This is a genomic window from Sulfuricaulis limicola, assembly GCF_002355735.1.
GTDB classification, from domain to species: domain Bacteria; phylum Pseudomonadota; class Gammaproteobacteria; order Acidiferrobacterales; family Sulfurifustaceae; genus Sulfuricaulis; species Sulfuricaulis limicola.
Genome location: NZ_AP014879.1, coordinates 196,691 through 214,409, shown reverse-complemented (window position 1 = coordinate 214,409; position 17,719 = coordinate 196,691). Strand labels below are relative to the sequence as shown.

Sequence of the window (17,719 nt, the reverse complement as noted above, 5' to 3'; positions counted from 1 at the left end):
CGGGCGGCGAAAACTACTCTATGACCTTGGGGACCAGGTACAGCCCGGCCTCGACCGCCGGGGCGATTTTCTGGAATTTCTCGCGCTGATCGGACTCGGTGACCGCATCCTCGCGCAGCCGCAGGCCGGCCTCGTTCGGATGGGCCATGGGCGCGACGCCAGCGGTGTCCACCGCGTTCATCTGCTCGATCAGACCGAGGATGCGGGAAAGCGTGCCGGCGTAGGCGTCGGCCTCTTGCCCGGTGATGTGCAAACGCGCAAGATGCGCGATCTTGCGTACCTGTTCGCGGTCCAGAGACATGCGATTTCGTTCAAGGGATAGGAATGAAATCGAAAACTATCATATTCGTCCCGCCGGTTGAACCGCCCGATTGCGGTTGATACAGTTAGCGCGTTCCGAAACGCCTTCTAAGGACAGAATCTTCCTCATGTTCAAAAGCCTTCGTGGTTTCTTTTCCAGCGATATCGCCATCGACCTGGGCACCGCCAACACCCTGATTTTCGTGCGCGACAAGGGCATCGTGCTGAACGAGCCCTCGGTCGTCGCCATCCGCCAGGACTTCACCAGCCGCAACAACCGCGCCATTCTCGCCGTCGGTCACGAGGCCAAGAAGATGCTCGGCCGCACCCCGGGCTCGATCCAGGCGATCCGCCCGATGAAGGAAGGCGTGATCGCCGACTTCACCATCACCGGCGAGATGCTCAAGTACTTCATCCGCAAGGTGCACGAGAACCGGCTGTTCCAGCCGAGCCCGCGCATCGTCATCTGCGTGCCCTGCGGCTCGACGCAGGTCGAGCGCCGCGCCATTCGCGAGGCGGCGATGAGCACCGGCGCGCGCGAAGTGTTTCTCATCGAGGAACCGATGGCCGCGGCGATCGGCGCCGACCTGCCGATCATGGAAGCCACCGGCTCGATGGTGCTCGACATCGGCGGCGGCACCAGCGAGGTCGGCGTGATCTCGCTCGGCGGCATCGTGTATTCGCATTCGCTGCGCATCGCCGGCGACAAGATGGACGAGTCGATCGTCAACTACGTGCGCCGCAAGTACGGCCTGCTCATCGGCGAGGCCAGCGCCGAGCAGGTGAAGAAGGAAATCGGCACCGCCTGGGAAGGCAGCGAGATCAAGCAGGTGGAGGTCAAGGGCCGGCACATCGCCGACGGCGTGCCGCGCGCGCAGGCGCTGAACAGCCAGGAAATCCACGCGGCGCTCTCGGAATGCCTCGCCGGCATCATCGGCGCCATCAAGATCGCGCTGGAACAGACGCCGCCGGAACTCGGCGCCGACATCGCCGAAAAGGGCCTGGTGGTCTCGGGCGGCGGCGCGCTGCTGCGCGACATCGACCGCATGCTCGCGGAACAGACCGGGCTGCCGATCATCATCACGGAAGATCCCCTCACCTGCGTGGTGCGCGGCTGCGGCCGGGCGCTCATGGAGGCCGAAACACTGGGCGATGTTTTTGTATACGAATAGATCGCTCCCGACATCCTGTTTCACGCGACACCAGGCTTGCTCCTGCATCGTCGCGGCGCGCATGATTTATGATTAACGTTTTCGGCCGACCCATCGGGGCGCCCTCCCATCTCACCCGGCTGGTCCTGCTGTCCGCCCTGTCGGTGGCGCTGATGATGCTCGACCATCGCGGGCATCACCTGGAAAAAATCCGCGCCGGCCTGAACACCCTGGCCTACCCCATCCAGCTGATCGCCGCCACCCCGGCCTACGTGGTCGGCGGCCTGGCTGACTTCTTCACCACCCGCGGCACCCTGCGCGTGGACAACGAGAAACTGCTGGCCGAACGCCAGGCGTTGCTGGCCAAGCTGCAGCAGTTCGAGGCCCTGGAACAGGAAAACCAGCGTCTGCGCCAGATGCTGGTGAGCGCCGCGCAGGTGGCCGACAGGGCCATCGCGGCCGAGCTGGTCGAGGTCAGCGCCGAACCGTTCACGCGCAAGGTCGTCGTCGCCAAGGGCGCCAAGGACGGCGTGTACGTCGGCCAGTCGGTGATCGACGCGCACGGCATCATGGGCCAGGTCACGCAGGTGGCCGGCAACGTCAGTCGCGTGACGCTCATCACCGACGCCGGTCACGCCATTCCCGTGCTCGACAACCGCAGCGGCCTGCGCGCCCTGGTCTTCGGCACCGGCAATCCCGACACGGTCAAAGTGCCCTACCTCACCGCCAACGCCGACATCCAGGAAGGCGACCTGCTGGTGAGCTCCGGCATGGGCGGGACGTTTCCGCCGGGTTACCCGGTGGCGCAGGTGACGAAGATCGTGAACGATCCGAACGAGGCGTTCCTGTCCATCACTGCCAGACCCGCGGCGCAGCTCAACCACGGCAAGCAGGTGCTGCTGATCTGGCGCGTTAGCGCGACGCCCAAGAGCGGAGGCAAATCCAAATGAGACTGGGCCCGGACGGGCGCCGCCGCGTGACGCTGATCGGCACCTTCGCCGCCGCGGTCATACTCGCCATCATGCCGTTTCCGGTGTGGGCCGAACCGTTCCGGCCCGACTGGGTCGGACTGGTGCTGATCTACTGGTGCCTGGCCGTTCCGGAGCGCGTTTCCGTCGGCACCGGATGGCTGATGGGTTTCATCCAGGACATCCTGTACGGCTCGCTGCTCGGCAGCAACGCGCTCGCCAAAAGCCTGACGGCGTTCCTCGCCGTGCGCCTGCATTTGCAGTTGCGCATGTTTCCGCGCTGGCAACAGGCGGTGTCGGTGCTCGGGCTGCTGGTGGTCAATCAATTGCTGGTGCTGTGGATTCGCGGCGCCATCGGCCAGGCCCCGGAGACGTTCAGTTACTGGACGCCCAGCATCGTCGGCGCCCTGTTGTGGCCGTGGCTGTTCGTCATCCTGCGCGACCTGCGGCGACGCGGCGGCATTGCTTGAGAGGATTCGGAACTCCGCCGCGGTTTGATCCATGCTGAATATCCCCATCAAGGATCAGTTCCGGGAAAGCCGGGTATTCAATTCGCGGCTGACGGTGATTGGCGCCATCGTCCTCACGCTGATCCTGGCACTGTTCCTGCGCCTGGTTTATTTGCAGATTTTCGCGCATCGCCACTTCGAGACGCTGTCGCAGGCCAACCGCATCAAGCCGATCCCGATCCAGCCGCCGCGCGGCCTGGTGCTCGACCGCAACGGCGTGGTGCTGGCGCAGAACTACCCGGTGTACACGCTGGAAATCATCCCGGAACAGGTGGATGACATGAATTCGCTGCTGGAGGAGCTGAAACAGGTGGTCAGCCTGAACGAGGCCGACCTGAAGGCCTTCCGCAAGCAGCTGCGCGAGCGGCCGCGCTTCGAAAATATCCTGCTGCGTTCCAACCTGACCGAGGAAGAAGCGGCGCGGCTGGCCGTGCGCCGCACCTATTTCAGCGGCGTCGAGCTCGAGGCGCGGTTGCAGCGGCATTACCCGCTCGCCGGCCTGGGAGTGCATTTTCTGGGCTATGTCGGGCGCATCAACGAACAGGAACTGGAACGCATCGACAAGGCCGCCTACCGCGGCATGCAGCACATCGGCAAACTGGGCGTTGAGATCAGTTATGAAAAAACCCTGCTCGGCCAGGTCGGGTTCGAGAAGGTGGAAACCAACGCCCACGGGCGCTCCCTGCGCATTCTCGAACGCATCGCCCCGGTCGCCGGCAAAAACCTGACTCTCAGCATCGATGCCAAGCTCCAGGCGCTGGCGGAGCAGACACTCGGCCAGCGGCGCGGCGCGGTCATCGCCATGGAGCCCGCGACCGGCGCCATCCTCGCCTTCGTCAGCACGCCCACCTACGATCCCAACCCCTTCGTCAACGGCATCGACCAGGATTCCTACGACGCGTTGCTCAACGATCCGGACAAGCCGCTCATCAACCGCGCGCTCAACGGCCAGTACGCGCCGGGTTCCACCATCAAGGCCTTCCTCGGCCTGGCGGCGCTGGAGGTGGATAATTTTGACGCCAGCAAGCCGGTCGTCTGTCCCGGCTGGTTCACGCTGCCCGGCAGCTCGCACCAGTTCCGCGACTGGAAAAAAACCGGGCACGGGATCGTGAACCTGCACGATGCCGTGGTGCAATCCTGCGACGTGTACTTCTACAAACTGGCGGTGGCCATGGAAGTGGACGCCATGAAAAAATTCCTCGAGCCCTTCGGCTTTGGCGCCAAAACCGGCGTGGACCTCCTGAACGAATCGGAAGGCCTGCTGCCCTCGGTAGCGTGGAAAAAGGCGCGCGGGCAACCCTGGTACCCGGGCGAGACCGTCATCACCGGCATCGGCCAGGGATCGGTGCTGGTGACGCCGATGCAACTGGCCACGGCCACCGCCACGCTGGCCAATCACGGCGTGCGCATGAAGCCGCGGCTGGTGCGCGCCACGGTCGATGCCAGGACCCAGGTGGCGAGCGAAACCGTTCCCGAAACCGCCGGTCAGATCCTGCTGAAGAAAAAGGAGCACCTGGATATCCAGATCCGCAACCTCATGGACGTGGTGCACACCAACCGGGGAACCGCCTATGGCATCGGTTACAACGCCCCGTACAAGATCGCCGGCAAGACCGGCACGGCGCAGGTGAAGGGCATCGCGCAGGGCCAGTCCTACAGCGAGAAACTCACGCCGGAGCGTTTCCGCGACCATGCGTTGTTCATCTCCTTCGCACCGGTCGAGGACCCGAAAGTGGCGGTGGCCGTGATCGTCGAAAACGGCGGTCACGGCAGCTCCGCGGCCGCGCCTATCGCGCGCAAGATCATGGACCACGTGATCCTGGGCAAAACGGCGGGTGCGGCGGCGCCGGCGCCGGCGTCGGAGAATGATGAATAGATGAATAATATTTCTGAAACCGCAGATAGAAGTGGCGCAGGGATGCGCCGATTACGGAGCTAAGGATGCAAACGCAGATGAACGCTGATTATATAATTGAAATGATTGTTGCTTCTTTTAATCTGCGTTTATGCTCGCGCCGTCCCTGGCGCTCGCCCTCGCTAACGCTCGGGCCAGCGTCGCTGCGCTCCGTTGTCCAATTTTCATTCCCGACAAAATTGCCCGCGTTCATCAGCGGCTACAAAATCTTATGAATATAGAACGGCTGCATCTCGACAAGACCCTGTTCTACGCGCTGCTGGCGCTGGCGGCCATCAGCCTGTTCGTGGTCTACAGCGGCAGCGCCAAGGACCTGGACGCCACTCTCGGCCATCTCCTGCGGCTGGTGCTCGGCTTCACCGTGCTGCTGTTCGTGGCCCAGATACGGCCCGAGATTCTGGAACGATGGTCGCCCTATATCTTCGTCGCCGGCATGCTGCTGCTGATCGCGGTGCTGGCCATCGGCGTGATCGGCAAGGGCGCGCAGCGCTGGCTGAACCTCGGCTTTTTCCAGTTTCAGCCTTCCGAGATCATGAAACTGGGCGTGCCGATGATGCTGGCGTGGTTTCTCGCGCGCGGCAACCTGCCACCGACGCTGCCGAAGCTGGCGCTGGGTTTTCTCATCATGGCGATTCCCGCCTTCATGATCTTCAAGCAGCCCGATCTCGGCACGGCACTGCTCGTGTTCGGCGCCGGCACCTTCGTGCTGTTCCTCGGAGGCATGCGCTGGCGCGTGATCATCACCCTGCTCACCGTCATCGCCATCGCCGCGCCGTTCGCGTGGGGTCACCTGCACGATTACCAGCGCCAGCGCGTGCTCACGCTGTTCAACCCGGAGGCCGATCCGCTCGGCACCGGTTATCACACCATCCAGGCCATGATCGCCGTGGGTTCCGGCGGCATCTACGGCAAGGGCTGGCTCAATTCCAGCCAGGCGCATCTGGATTACCTGCCGGAATCCTCCACCGACTTCATCTTCGCCGTGTACGCGGAGGAGTTCGGCCTGCTCGGCAGCCTGTTGATGCTATCGATTTACACCATTATCGTCGCGCGCGGCCTGTTGATCGCCTACCTCGCCAAGGACACGTACACGCGCCTGCTGGCGGGGAGTCTGAGCCTGACCTTCTTCCTGTATTTCTTCGTGAACATGGGCATGGTCACCGGCATCCTGCCCATCGTCGGCGTGCCGCTGCCGGTGATGAGCTACGGCGGAACTTCCATCGTAACGATCATGGCGGCGTTCGGCATCATCATGAGCATCCAGACGCATCGCAAGATCACTGAATAACATTTAACTAATATGTATTCCGCCCGCCCGGGAAGATTGCCGATTATTTGCGCTGCCCTGGCAATCCTGGCGATTTCCCCCGTGGCGCAGGCGCTCAACCTGGCCAAATACCCCGCGCTTCGCAGCTTCGCCGCCGAGATGGGCGAGAAGCACGGTTTTTCCGCCAAAGAGCTGAAACAGGTTTTTCGCTGCGCCACCATCCGTCCCGACATCATTGAGGCCATGGAGCGTCCGCGGGAACTGCTGCCATGGTACGAGTACCGCAAAAGCTTCGTGACCGAGGACGGCGCGCAGCGTGGCGTCCGCTTCTGGAAGGAATATGCCAGGGATATTTCGCGCGCGCAGGAGCAATACGGCGTCGCGCCCGAAATCATCGTTGCGATCATCGGGGTGGAAACCCGCTACGGGCGCAACGCGGGCAATTATCCGATCCTCGACGCGCTGACCACGCTGACGCTCCAGTACCCGCCGCGCGCGGACTTTTTTCGCAAGGAGCTGGAGGAATTCCTGCTGCTGACGCGCGAGACCGGCCTCGATGCCTGCCGCGTCAAGGGCTCTTACGCCGGGGCCATGGGCCTGCCGCAATTCATGCCCAGCAGTTACCGCCGGCTGGCGGTTGATTTCGACGGCGACGGCAAACGCGACCTGCTGGACAATCCCGTGGATGCCATCGGCAGCGTGGCGCATTACCTCCACCGCCATGGCTGGCAGCCGGGCGCGCCGGTGATCGGCGAGGCGCGCCTCAAAGGCTCGCTGCATTTCTGGGTCGAAAAGCTCGGTTTGAAACCGTCCCTGTCCGTGCGCCAATTGGCGGATTACGGTGTTTTTCCGCTCCGGCGCGACGATCCCGGGCGGCGTGCCGCGCTCATCTCGCTGGAAGGCGAGAACGGACCCGTATACCGGCTGGGATACGACAATTTTTACGCCATCACCCGTTATAATCTCAACAAACGCTATGCCATGGCGGTGGTCGAGCTGGGCGAGCTGATACGCCGACGCATGGAGGAAAATCCGTCATCATGACCTCACGCTGGTTGCTGTTGATTCCATTACTGCTGCTGCTTTCCGCCTGCGGCACGCTCTCGCGTCCCGGCGGCTATTACGAAGACGATGGTCCCGAGACCAGCCCGCCGGCCGACATCGCGAATATTCCGGACGCGGTGCCGAAGGACGAGCCCCGCTCCGCCTCCGGCAACAACCCCTATTCGGTCTATGGCGTCACCTACACGCCGCTGGCGGATACCGGCGGTTACCGCGAGCGCGGCGTCGCCTCCTGGTATGGAAAGAAATTTCACGGCAAGCGCACCTCGAGCGGCGAACCCTACGACATGTACGCCATGACCGCGGCGCACAAGACACTGCCGCTGCCATCCTACGTGCGCGTGCGTAACCTGCAGAATGACCGCTCCGTGGTCGTGCGCGTCAATGACCGCGGGCCGTTTCTGCACAACCGCCTGATCGATCTTTCCTACGCCGCGGCCGCCAGGCTCGGCATTCTCGGCACCGGCACCGGTGTCGTCGAGATCGAGGCCGTCGGTCCCGGCGAGCCCGCGACGCAGGTGGTCAAGACCTATCCGCTCCAGATCATCCCGCCGGCCGCGGCGGCCGAGGAAATATCCGTGGCCCCGGCACCGGCGGCGAATCCGAAACTCTATCTGCAAGTGGGGGCGTTCGCGCAGCGGGAGAACGCCGTCAGCCTGCGCGACCGCCTCGAACGCGAGGCGCTGCGGCCGATATTCGTCCAGTCTTCCCAAACCAGCGGCGGCACGGATGCCGCGCCGGTCTACCGCGTGCGCATCGGGCCGCTGGCCAGCGTGGAGGAAGGCGACCGCCTGACGGAACGCGCCGCGCAGCTCGGCATCCGTGACGCCCGCATCGTGGTCGAGTGAAATTACTGAAAAAATCAATAGACAGGATTAACAGGATTTACAGGATTTACAGGATTAAAAATCTTGCGAACAAGAAATCCTGTTAATCCTGTGAATCCTGTCCATTCGCTTTTGTTTTATACAGCATTTGTTTGCCTGTTATGCAGTCGAGTGGCTGTAGCGGCGCCTCCCGAGATACCCCCGCCGGAGATCGCGGCGCCGGCCTGGGTACTCATGGACCACCACAGCGGTCAGGTGCTGGCGGAACGCAACGGCGACAAGGCGCTTGCTCCCGCCAGCCTCACCAAGCTCATGACGGCCTATGTGCTGTTCGCGAAACTGAAGGCCGGCAAACTGCGGCTCGATGATGATGTCGCCATCAGCCCACAGGCCGTCAAAACCAATGGGGCGCGACTGTTCCTGCGCCCCGGCACCACGGCGCGCGCGGAAGAACTGTTGCGGGGCATGATCGTGGTTTCCGCCAATGACGCGGCCGTCGCCCTCGCGGAACACGCGGCGAAAAACGAGGCCAGCTTCGTCATGGAAATGAACCTGGCGGCGCGCGCACTCGGACTGGAAAAAACTTCGTTCGTGAATGCCACGGGCCAGGACGAACCGGGCCAGGTATCCACCGCACACGATCTGGCCCGCCTGACCTCGGCCCTGATCCGGGATTTTCCCGAATATTACGGGTGGTTCGCGCTGAAGGAGCTCACCTATCTCGATATCACCCAGCACAATCACAATGCGCTGCTGTGGCGCGACCCGCATGTGGACGGCGTGAAAACCGGCCACACCCGGGGGGCGGGATTCTGTCTCAGCGCCTCGGCCAACCGCGACGGCATGCGCCTGATCGCCACGGTGCTCGGCGCCCGCGACGACGCCGCCCGGGTGAGCGCCGGCCAGAAACTCCTGGAACACGGGTTCCGTCATTTCGAAACGCGCCTGCTGTACGCCGCCGATGTCCCGGCCCTGCGGGTACGCCTGTGGATGGGCGACCAGTCCATGCTTCCCCTGGGCGTGCGCCAGAACCTGTTCCTGACGCTGCCCCGCGGCTGGCACGAAAAGCTGCATGCCCGCCTGGTGGTGCGACAGGAACTGGCGGCGCCGGTGCAACAGGGGCAGGTCATGGGCACGCTGGCGCTCGACCTGGATCGGCAGCCGTACGCGGAATACCCCCTGGTGGCGCTGCAGGCGATCGGCACCGGCAATATCCTGCAGCGCACTATCGACAGAGTCCAACTCTGGTTACAGTAACGTTTCACCCAATCCCATTTTGAGGAGTCAAGGCAGAAGCGCTGCGGCGGTCTGCTGTTTTCGCACATGGCAAACCTGACACAGGTATATCTCAACGGCGAGTTTCTCCCGCCCGACCAGGCCCGGGTATCGGTCTTCGATCGCGGATTTATTTTCGGCGACGGCGTCTACGAAGTGATTCCGGTTTTCGGCGGCCGGCTGTTCCGCCTGTCGCATCATCTGGCGCGCCTGGACGCAAGTCTCTCCGCCATCCGCCTGCGCAATCCGCACACGCCGATGGAATGGAACGATATTTTTACGCGCCTGTTGGCGGCGGGAAGCGGCGATCAGTCCATCTATTTGCAGGTCACGCGCGGCGTCGCGCCGCGCGACCACGCCTTTCCGCCCAACATCACGCCGACGGTGTTCGCCTACGCCCAGCCGCTGAAATATTCCCCGCCGGAGCATCTGGCGCAGGGCGTGGCGGCGGTAACGACGGCCGACATCCGCTGGCAGCGCTGCGACATCAAGGCCATCGCGCTGCTGGCCAATGCGCTGCTGCGGCAGCAGGCGATCGACCAGGGCGCGGCGGAGGCGATTCTGGTGCGCGACGGCGTCGTCACCGAGGGCGCGGCCAGCAACATCTTCATCGTCAAAAACGGTCGTCTGGTGACGGCCCCCAAGGGGCCCTTCATCCTGCCCGGCATCACGCGCGACCTGGTGGTCGAGATCGCGCACGCCAAGGGCATTCCCTGCGATGAGCTGCCGGTAAAAATTGAAATGCTGTCGTCCGCGGACGAGGTATGGCTGACCAGCTCGACCAAGGAAATCCTGCCGATCACGCGCATCGACGGCAAGCCGGTGGGCGACGGCAAACCGGGGCCGATGCACGCCAAAATGTTCGCGCTCTATAAAGAATACAAACAGGCCTTCATCCGGGGGCAGGTGAACTGATGCGCGCGGCACGCCACGTGGCACCGGCTGACAGCGTGACGCTGCGCTTGCTCGGGCGCGTGGACTACGCGAAGGCATTCAGCGCCATGCAGGACTTCACCGCGGCGCGCACGCCGCAAACGCCGGACGAGATATGGCTGCTGGAACACCTGCCGGTGTTCACCATGGGCCTCAAGGGCCGCGACGGCACGCGCACGCATATCGGCGACATCCCGTTGGCGTACACTGATCGCGGCGGCGACATCACCTATCACGGACCGGGGCAGCTCGTGGCTTACATTCTCAGGGACCTGCAACGCCGCGGTTGGGGGCCTAAACGTCTGGTCACCGCGCTGGAACAGTCCGTCATCGAACTGCTGGCTGACCATGGAATCCACGGCGAACGGCGCGTGGGCGCGCCCGGCGTTTACACCGCGCAAGGCAAAATCGCCTCGCTCGGCCTGCGCGTGAAGCGGGGATGCAGTTATCACGGTCTGGCGCTCAATATCGACATGGATCTCTCGCCCTTTTCCCGCATCGATCCCTGCGGTTATCCCGGCCAACCGGTTACGCAGCTGGCAGATCTGGGCGTACGCGCCGACCTTATAACCATCGGCCAGGAGCTGGCCGGGAAACTGACTGGCGAGCTGGGTTATACTGACTGCCATCCGTCACCGGACAAACCCCCAGTCGAGTCTTTGTAAACACCGTGGACAAGGACAAATTGCCGTCACACGCGCCGATCGACCAGAAGGGCGCGGCCAAAACCGCGCGCATTCCCATCAAGATCGCGCCGCAGGCGGAGCTGCCGCGCAAACCGGCCTGGATCCGCGCCAAGGCCCCGACCCATCCCGAGGTCGGCCGCCTGAAGCACCTGCTGCGCGCGCACGCGCTGCACACGGTGTGCGAAGAGGCCTCGTGCCCGAATCTGGGCGAATGCTTCAGTCACGGCACCGCCACCTTCATGATCATGGGCCGGTTGTGCACGCGCCGCTGCCCGTTCTGCGACGTGGCCCACGGCCGGCCGCTGCCGCTCGACACCGACGAGCCGGAGAATCTGGCGCGCGCGATTTCTGAAATGAAACTTAAGTTCGTGGTCATCACCTCGGTCGATCGCGACGATCTGCGTGACGGCGGCGCGGCGCATTTCGCCGCCTGCATCAACGCCGTGCGCCGGCACACGCCCGCCACCTCGATCGAGGTGCTGGTGCCGGATTTCCGCGGCCGGATGGACGTGGCGCTCGAGGCGCTGGGCGCGGCGCTGCCGGACGTGTTCAACCACAATCTGGAAACCGTGCCGCGCCTGTACAAGGCCGCGCGCCCGGGCGCCGACTACCGGCACTCGCTGGAACTGCTGCGTCGCTTCCGGGAATATCATCCCGGCGTCCCGACCAAGTCCGGCCTGATGGTGGGCCTCGGCGAGACCAACGAGGAAATTCTGGAAGTGATGCGTGACCTGCGCGATCACGGCTGCGAGCTGCTCACGGTCGGCCAGTACCTGCAGCCAAGCCGGCATCACCTGCCGGTGACGCGCTTCGTGACGCCGGCGGAGTTCGACGAGTTCGCCGCGGCCGCGCGCGCCATGGGTTTCCGCAATGTCGCCAGCGGCCCGATGGTGCGTTCCTCCTATCACGCCGAACAGCAGGCGGCCGGACACTCCTTCTGACCACGTGGTCGACATCCTGCCCAAAATCCAGGCGCTGTTCCTGCTGCCCCCGGGCATCATCATCGTCATTGCCCTGCTCGGATTTCTCATCCAGATCCGCTGGCAACTGTTCGGGAGCCTCATCGTGCTCGCCAGCACCGGCGCGTTGCTGGTGCTGAGCCTGCCGTTGACCGGCCACCAGTTGATGCGGGGCATCGAATCCCGCTTCCCGCCGCTGCGGCTGCCGGCGGCAACCGACACCGGCGCGCTGCCCGGCGCCATCGTCATCCTGGGCGGTGGCCGTTACACCGAGGCCCCGGAATACGGGGGCGGCGACAGCGTGAATACGCTGGCACTGGAGCGCCTGCGTTACGGCGCCTGGCTGCACCGCCTCACCGGCCTGCCGATCCTGGTCAGCGGCGGGCGTCCCTACGGCGAGGCGCTGTCGGAAGCCGAGCTGATGCAGGCTTCATTGGCGAGCGACTTCCGGGTCCAGGTCAAATGGGTGGAAAACAAATCCGCCAATACCTATGAAAACGCCCGATACACGAAACTCATGCTGGCGGAGGCAGGGGTGCGACGCGTCTATCTCGTCACCCACGCGGCGCACATGCCGCGCGCCGTGTGGGCGTTCGAAAATCAGGGGCTCAGCACTGTCCCCGCGCCCATGGGATTCACCACGCTCAACAAGGAAGACCGCGAAACACTGGGATATTTCCCGTCCGCCTACGGCCTGCGCTTGAGCAGCAACGCCCTGCGCGAGCGTCTGGGGCTGTTCTGGTACCAGCGCAAGTATGGGGAGGCAGAGCCGCCAGCGGGCACCGTGCCGGCACCCGCGCGCTGAATAATTCGGGGCTCTCCCGCCCGCCGGATGATCAGGCCACCCCGCGTTGCAGGGCTGGCGCCTCGGGAAGGATGACTTCGGATGCGTCGGCGAACTTCTTTTGGATTGCCAGGATCGCGTCGATGTGCCGCAACATGATGTCGATGCAGGCGGGATCGAAATGCCGCCCGCGCTCGCGTCGCATCTGTTCCAGTGCGTCCTTGAGATTCCAGGCATGCTTGTACGGGCGCACCGACAACAGCGCGTCCAGCTCGTCGGCCACCGCCACGATGCGTCCCACCACCGGTATCGCCTCGCCCACCAGTCCCTGCGGGTAACCCTGGCCGCCATATTTCTCGTGGTGCGAATGCGCGATGTCGGCGCCCATGCGCAACAGCGGCGAGCTCGAGTCCTTGAGCACGTTGTAACCGATGATGGTGTGCGTCTTCATGATCTCCCACTCCTCGGCCGTAAGCCGGCCGGGCTTGAGCAGGATCTTGTCCGGGATACCGACCTTGCCGATGTCGTGCATCGGCGCGGCCAGGTAGATCATGTCGCAGAACTGCTCGTCGTGCCCCAGCTCGCTCGCGATCAGGCGCGAGATATGCGCCACCCGGTGCATGTGGTTGCCGGTTTCCTCGTCGCGCGTACTGCTGAGCCGGGACAGCTTGAAGATGATCTGTTCGTGCTCGCGCTCGAGCGCCTGGCGCTCGAGCAGCTCCACGTCGTGCGCCAGCCGTTCCACCCGTTGCTCGCCCCCTCCCCGGGGCTCGCCCCTCACAACGGAGCTGCCCGGGGCCGGCGTCGCTTCGCTTCTCCGTCCAAAACTGCTCCCGGCAATTTTGTCAGGCGGATTGATGAGGCTCATGCGCAGCGACAACAGGCTGTAAACGCGCGCCTTGAATTCTTCCGCATCGACCGGTCGCGTCAGGAAATCGTTGGCGCCGCTCAGGAGGGCGCGCTGCCGCAGCTCGGCGTCGGCGGCGCCGCTGATCATGATCATGGGAATGCCCCCGAAACGGGGAAGCTTGCGAACTTCGGTAATGAAGGCAATCCCGTTCATGCCCGGCATGTGGTAGTCCACCAGGCACAGGTCGGGTTCGTTTTCGCGGCACCAGGCGAGCGCCTCGCCGCCGCTGGCGAAACACATGGTCTGAACGGTATCCATTCCGGGCAGTCCCTTGAGCATCCGTGGCAGTAACTCATGATTCTCCCTGCTGTCGTCCAGGAGGAGAACGAGCGGATTCATACGGGCACCCCAAACTGCTGTTGTTATGCGGGTAAACGGTACAAGTTCCGTGCCAGACGCGGTTTCGGCAAACCCTCATGGCCGGGGCCGTGCCAGGCTTCAGCGCCGTCGCCCGGCGCCGGGCATGTCTCTGTCTGCCCAGATCCATATCGCCCGCTTGCCGTGCCGGCCTCAATTGTCCTTGATTTGGCTTGTGAATCCGCCATGACCGGCACTGGCATAGCCTTTGCACATATATAGCCATTGTTTTGATAACCCAAGGACACGAGGCGTCACCATGACCGCAACCACCAAAACCCACGACATGTCTGCCATGAAGCCGCAGATCACGCTCGACCTGAACGGAATGGCATCGCCCGGACCGCTGCCCTCGCTGCGCCGCACTCTGCGCTCGCTGGAGGAAGGCCAGGTGATGCTGCTGGTCAGCGACTATCCGAGCATGGAAAACGATCTTTATGTCTGGGCCAAACAGACGAACAACCAGTTGCTGTTCATTGACCGGACCCGGCCCAAGGGCTTCGGCTTTTACATCCTGAAGGGCGATCGGTGGCCGGTGGAACGGTCGGTGGACGTCATTGGCCATCCCTGCCCGACACCGGTACTGGAAGCCAACAAGGCCATAGCGCAGGTCAAGGCCGGCCAGAACATAAAACTGATCAGCGACTGCAAGGCCTCGCCGATCGAGGTCAACAGCTGGGTCAAGTCCACCGGCCACAAGCTGCTGGGCATGACGGAAGACGCGCGTGGCGTGTACCGCTACTACATCAAGAAATAACTGATACTTGTTTCAAAACAATCAGGGCTGGCATGGACGCCGGCCCTTATTATTTTGGGCATCAGAATAATGCGAGTTGAGGCCCGGCCACGGGCGCGCGGAATCGCGTGCAATCGAGCTCACGTTCTTCTTCATTGAAACCGAGGCGCCGGCAGGCCACGGCAAAACGGTTTCCGATGAGATCGGCGACCGCCCCGGTGCCGCGCATGCGTACTCCGAAACGCGGATCGTTGTCGCGCCCGCCACGCGCGCCCTGCACCAGGCTCATGACATGTTCCGCCCTGAGCGGCTCGTGCCGCGCCAGCCATTCGCGGAACAGGTCCTTGACCTCGTGCGGCAGGCGCAACAGCACGTAACCCGCCCAGTCGGCCCCGGCGGCGCGCGCCCGCTCCAGAATGTTTTCGATGTCATGATCGTTCAGCGCCGGAATCACCGGCGCCACCATCACCCCCACCGGTACCCCGGCCGCGGCCAGCCGCTGCACGGCCTCGAGCCGTCGCGCGGGTGCGGCGGCACGCGGCTCCAGACGGCGCGCCAGTGACCGGTCGAGCGTGGTGACAGAGACGAAGGCATGCACCAGATGCTTGCGCGCCATCGGTGCCAGCAGGTCGAGGTCGCGCTCGATCAGCGCCGACTTGGTGACGATGGTCAGCGGGTGCTCGCATTCAGATAACACTTCGAGGATCTGACGCATGACGCGGTAGCGCCGCTCGATCGGCTGGTAGGGATCGGTGTTGCTGCCCAGCGCCAGCGGGCGGCAGATATAACCGGGCCTGGCCAGCTCGGCGCGCAGCCGCTCGGCGGCGTTGGTCTTGGCGAACAGTTTGGTTTCGAAATCGAGACCCGCCGACAATCCGGCGTAGGCGTGGCTGGGCCGTGCGTAGCAGTAAACACAGCCGTGCTCGCAGCCCCGATACGGATTGATGGACTGATCGAAGGGAATGTCGGGCGAATCGTTGTGCGCGATGATCGTGCGGCATTGCTCAATGCGTACCGTGGTCCGGAGTGGCGGAATCCCTTCCTCCGCGGCCCAGCCATCGTCGTACGGGTCGCGGTTCAGCCGCTCGAACCGGCCATCGGGATTCGAGACGGCGCCGCGGCCCTTCGCGGGCCTATTCCGGGATGTGCTGCCGGTGTCCATCCGGGCGCCAGGCGGGGGCGATGACGTTGGGCATGGTGGAACGGCCGAGCAGGATCGCCGGGGCCACGGTGAATTCGCCATACCGCAGGTTGATGCGGTCGATGGCGCTGAAGCGGCGCGTGACGCGGCTGTCATCCGCGGTAAAAAGCTCAAGCTGACCGGAGCCGGCCCGCAGGCCGGCAGCCGTCACCTGCACGTGGGTTACGGCCTCGCCGTGCCACCGGCAGCGGAGAAATTTCCAGGCCAATTCGAACAACTGCTTTCCATCGAACATCCCATACGGCAACGGGAATAACTGGCCGATGTCCTCGCACGGCGCCTCCAGCCGCAGGCCGACATACAGCTGGCCGGCCTGCATGTCGTAGCGGCGCAGGCGCGCCGCCACTTTCTCGCACATGTGCCGCAGGTAAATTTCAATGACCGGCGCCGTGCGGGTATGCGGCGGCAGCACCTTGCCGTGACCGATGGATTGGGGCGACGCGACCTCGGGCGCCACCGGGGCCGTGTCCTTGCCCTGGCACGCCAGCCACAGGTATTTCCCGGTCACGCCGTAGCGGCGCGCCAGCACGGTCATGGGCAAACGCGCCACGTCGCCGCAGGTTTGCGCGCCGTACAACGACAAAAATTCGGCGATGTTGGGGCCCAGGCCGCACAACTTTTTCATCGGCACCCCGTCCAAAAGTTCGCGCGCCTCCCACGGCGGGATCACCGTCAGGCCGTTCGGTTTCTTCAGGTCCGAGGCGATTTTGGCGGTGGATTTGGTGCCGGCCACGCCGATGGAACAGGGCAACCCGCCGCTGATGTCGTGGATGCGCTGGCGCGCGAGCTGCGCGATATGCTCGGGCGACCCGTGCAGGCGCTGGCAGTGGGTCACGTCGAGGAAGGCCTCGTCCACGCTGAACACCTCCACGTCCGGGCTGATGTCCTTGAGCGCGTGCATGATGCGCGTGGAGATGGCGGCATAAACCTTGGGCCGCGCCGGGCGCTGGATCAGCCCGGGACAGAGCCGGCGCGCGTCGTACACGCGCATGCCGGTTTTCACGCCGAAGGCGCGTGCCTCGTAGGAACAGGTGATAAGCGTAGTGCCGACCTCGCCGTTGGTAACGCCGACCGGCTTGCCGCGCAGCTCGGCAAAATCACGCTGCTCGACCGACGCGAAAAAGGCGTTCATGTCGATGTGCAGAATGGCCCGCGGCCAGAGACGTGTTGGTGCGTTCATGGCTCATCTATATGAACGGAATTGTCCGACTACTACGCCTTGAATGCGCACACGCGCGGCGCTGTAACGCATTGGCGGCAGCGTGGCATTGGCCGGCCGCAGGGTCACGCTGCCGTCGCGGTTTTTCTGCAGGCGCTTGAGCGTGGCCTCGACGCCGTCGATGAGCGCCACCACGATCTCGCCGTTGTCGGCGCTGTCGCGCTTTTCCACCACCACCATGTCGCCGTCGAGAATGCCGTCCTCGATCATGGAGTCGCCCGCCACGCGCAGCACGAAGCGGTTGTGGTTGACGAAGAATTCGGACAGGTCGATGTCGTCCTCGCCGGGAATGGCCTCGATCGGCCGCCCCGCGGCGATGCGCCCGAGCAGGGGCAGTTGTCCCGGCCGTGCCGCGGCCAGGGCACGGCCGCGCAGGCGGATGCCGCGGGCGCGGTCCGGCTCAATGCGCAACAGCCCTTCCGCTTCCAGCGCGCGCAGGTGGCGGTGCACCACGCCGCGCGAGCGGATGCCGAGCTGCGCCCCGATCTCGCGCAGCTTGGGCGCGTAACCGTGGCGCGCGGTATAGGCACGGATGAAGTCATACACCTGGCGGGAACGGTCGGTCGGCATGCTCGCTTATCCTGATATGTTCTCATTTTGTTCTCACTCAGCATAAGCCTTCCCCGGGCCTGATGCAACCGCAACGAAAACCCCGCGGTC

Annotated in this window: 18 protein-coding genes; 13 read left to right on the top strand and 5 right to left on the bottom strand. The window is 64.1% G+C overall.

Features of this window, described 5'->3' with window-relative positions; translation table 11 throughout:
• Window positions 1-13 precede the first annotated feature (13 nt).
• Complete coding sequence (gene gatC, locus SCL_RS01050; RefSeq protein ID WP_096359210.1) at window positions 14-301, bottom strand: Asp-tRNA(Asn)/Glu-tRNA(Gln) amidotransferase subunit GatC; 288 nt, start codon at window positions 299-301, stop codon at window positions 14-16.
• Between the two features lie 127 nt (window positions 302-428).
• On the opposite strand from gatC, the gene SCL_RS01045 reads away from it, so the two are divergent.
• The 12 genes from SCL_RS01045 (at window position 429) to SCL_RS00990 (ending at window position 12,657) form a co-directional block, all read left to right on the top strand.
• Window positions 429-1,472, top strand: a complete 1,044-nt coding sequence (locus SCL_RS01045; RefSeq protein WP_096359209.1) for a rod shape-determining protein — start codon at window positions 429-431, stop codon at window positions 1,470-1,472.
• 68 nt (window positions 1,473-1,540) lie between these two features.
• Window positions 1,541-2,401 carry a rod shape-determining protein MreC gene (mreC, locus tag SCL_RS01040; protein ID WP_096359208.1) on the top strand — a complete coding sequence of 287 codons (861 nt, stop codon included), beginning with the start codon at window positions 1,541-1,543 and terminating at the stop codon, window positions 2,399-2,401.
• On the top strand, window positions 2,398-2,889 hold the full coding sequence (gene mreD, locus SCL_RS01035; protein WP_096359207.1) for a rod shape-determining protein MreD: 492 nt from the start codon (window positions 2,398-2,400) through the stop codon (window positions 2,887-2,889). The genes mreC and mreD overlap by 4 nt, the downstream gene beginning before the upstream one ends.
• Before the next feature lie 31 nt (window positions 2,890-2,920).
• Window positions 2,921-4,804, top strand: a complete 1,884-nt coding sequence (gene mrdA / locus SCL_RS01030) for a penicillin-binding protein 2 (protein ID WP_096359206.1) — start codon at window positions 2,921-2,923, stop codon at window positions 4,802-4,804.
• Window positions 4,805-5,054: 250 nt separating this feature from the next.
• Window positions 5,055-6,131, top strand: coding sequence for a rod shape-determining protein RodA (gene rodA, locus SCL_RS01025; RefSeq protein WP_096359205.1), 1,077 nt, complete (start codon window positions 5,055-5,057; stop codon window positions 6,129-6,131).
• An 81-nt stretch (window positions 6,132-6,212) separates the two neighbouring features.
• Window positions 6,213-7,154 carry a lytic murein transglycosylase B gene (mltB, locus tag SCL_RS01020; RefSeq protein WP_197702663.1) on the top strand — a complete coding sequence of 314 codons (942 nt, stop codon included), beginning with the start codon at window positions 6,213-6,215 and terminating at the stop codon, window positions 7,152-7,154.
• Window positions 7,151-8,020, top strand: a complete 870-nt coding sequence (locus tag SCL_RS01015; protein WP_096359203.1) for a septal ring lytic transglycosylase RlpA family protein — start codon at window positions 7,151-7,153, stop codon at window positions 8,018-8,020. Before mltB ends, SCL_RS01015 begins: the two co-directional genes overlap by 4 nt.
• Before the next feature lie 150 nt (window positions 8,021-8,170).
• Entirely contained in the window at window positions 8,171-9,256 is a 1,086-nt protein-coding gene (locus tag SCL_RS01010; RefSeq protein WP_148664939.1) for a D-alanyl-D-alanine carboxypeptidase family protein, read from the top strand.
• A gap of 66 nt (window positions 9,257-9,322) precedes the next feature.
• On the top strand, window positions 9,323-10,189 hold the full coding sequence (locus SCL_RS01005) for a D-amino acid aminotransferase (RefSeq protein ID WP_096359201.1): 867 nt from the start codon (window positions 9,323-9,325) through the stop codon (window positions 10,187-10,189).
• Window positions 10,189-10,872, top strand: a complete 684-nt coding sequence (gene lipB / locus SCL_RS01000; protein ID WP_096359200.1) for a lipoyl(octanoyl) transferase LipB — start codon at window positions 10,189-10,191, stop codon at window positions 10,870-10,872. Before SCL_RS01005 ends, lipB begins: the two co-directional genes overlap by 1 nt.
• 5 nt (window positions 10,873-10,877) lie before the next feature.
• Window positions 10,878-11,834: a lipoyl synthase gene (lipA, locus tag SCL_RS00995; protein ID WP_172425866.1), complete on the top strand. Its 957-nt coding sequence runs from the start codon at window positions 10,878-10,880 to the stop codon at window positions 11,832-11,834.
• 4 nt (window positions 11,835-11,838) lie between these two features.
• Complete coding sequence (locus SCL_RS00990) at window positions 11,839-12,657, top strand: YdcF family protein (protein WP_172425865.1); 819 nt, start codon at window positions 11,839-11,841, stop codon at window positions 12,655-12,657.
• Between the two features lie 31 nt (window positions 12,658-12,688).
• On the opposite strand, the gene SCL_RS00985 is transcribed toward SCL_RS00990, so the two are convergent.
• A complete protein-coding gene (locus SCL_RS00985) occupies window positions 12,689-13,885 on the bottom strand; it encodes an HD domain-containing phosphohydrolase (RefSeq protein ID WP_096359198.1) in 1,197 nt (398 codons plus the stop codon).
• A gap of 277 nt (window positions 13,886-14,162) precedes the next feature.
• Here SCL_RS00985 and SCL_RS00980 point away from each other — a divergent pair, with 277 nt between their 5' ends.
• Window positions 14,163-14,660: a sulfurtransferase TusA family protein gene (locus SCL_RS00980; protein WP_096359197.1), complete on the top strand. Its 498-nt coding sequence runs from the start codon at window positions 14,163-14,165 to the stop codon at window positions 14,658-14,660.
• A 61-nt stretch (window positions 14,661-14,721) separates the two neighbouring features.
• Here the strand turns inward: SCL_RS00980 and SCL_RS00975 are convergent, their stop codons facing one another.
• Genes SCL_RS00975 through lexA form a run of 3 tightly spaced genes read right to left on the bottom strand, consistent with a single transcriptional unit; the run spans window position 14,722 to window position 17,629 of the window.
• Window positions 14,722-15,801 (bottom strand): PA0069 family radical SAM protein, encoded by a 1,080-nt coding sequence (locus SCL_RS00975; RefSeq protein ID WP_096359196.1) that lies wholly within the window; start codon window positions 15,799-15,801, stop codon window positions 14,722-14,724.
• On the bottom strand, window positions 15,773-17,020 hold the full coding sequence (locus SCL_RS00970) for a DNA polymerase Y family protein (protein WP_096359195.1): 1,248 nt from the start codon (window positions 17,018-17,020) through the stop codon (window positions 15,773-15,775). The genes SCL_RS00975 and SCL_RS00970 overlap by 29 nt, the downstream gene beginning before the upstream one ends.
• Before the next feature lie 3 nt (window positions 17,021-17,023).
• On the bottom strand, window positions 17,024-17,629 hold the full coding sequence (lexA, locus tag SCL_RS00965) for a transcriptional repressor LexA (RefSeq protein WP_096359194.1): 606 nt from the start codon (window positions 17,627-17,629) through the stop codon (window positions 17,024-17,026).
• Between the last annotated feature and the right edge of the window lie 90 nt (window positions 17,630-17,719).